The organism is Virgibacillus salexigens (genome assembly GCF_014905415.1).
In the GTDB taxonomy this organism is placed as follows: Bacteria; Bacillota; Bacilli; order Bacillales; family Amphibacillaceae; genus Virgibacillus; species Virgibacillus salexigens.
Window position 1 is genome coordinate 1 of sequence record NZ_BNEO01000058.1, and the last position, 357, is coordinate 357.

General features: G+C 49.0%; 1 protein-coding gene. It reads left to right on the top strand.

All coding sequences use genetic code 11. The features are described 5' to 3' along the window. The coding region (locus tag JKP73_RS22210) for a reverse transcriptase domain-containing protein (RefSeq protein WP_200411989.1) at positions 1-357 on the top strand (357 nt) is incomplete at both ends.

Here is a 357-nt window from a genome sequence, read left to right on the forward strand (position 1 = left end):
GGCAATTCGACAGGCCTTCTTTAAACGGCAGCACCTAGTCGCCGTTTATTTTGATCTGGATAAGGCATATGATACTGCTTGGCGCAGTCACATTTTACGTACCCTACATGAGTGGGGCTTTCTAGAGTCCCTACCAATTTTTATTCGTCAGTTTTTATCTCAACGGCGGTTTCAAGTTAGAATCGGCACCTCCCTTAGTTCTTCCCGGATCCAAGAGAACGGCGTTCCACAAGGTTCTGTGTTGAGCGTCACGCTGCGCCTCATCGCCATCGATGGGCTGGTGCATTGTGTTGGGCCGCTTGTCACCCCTGCATTGTACGTCGATGATTTTTGTATTTGGTACAGCTCGTATACGGT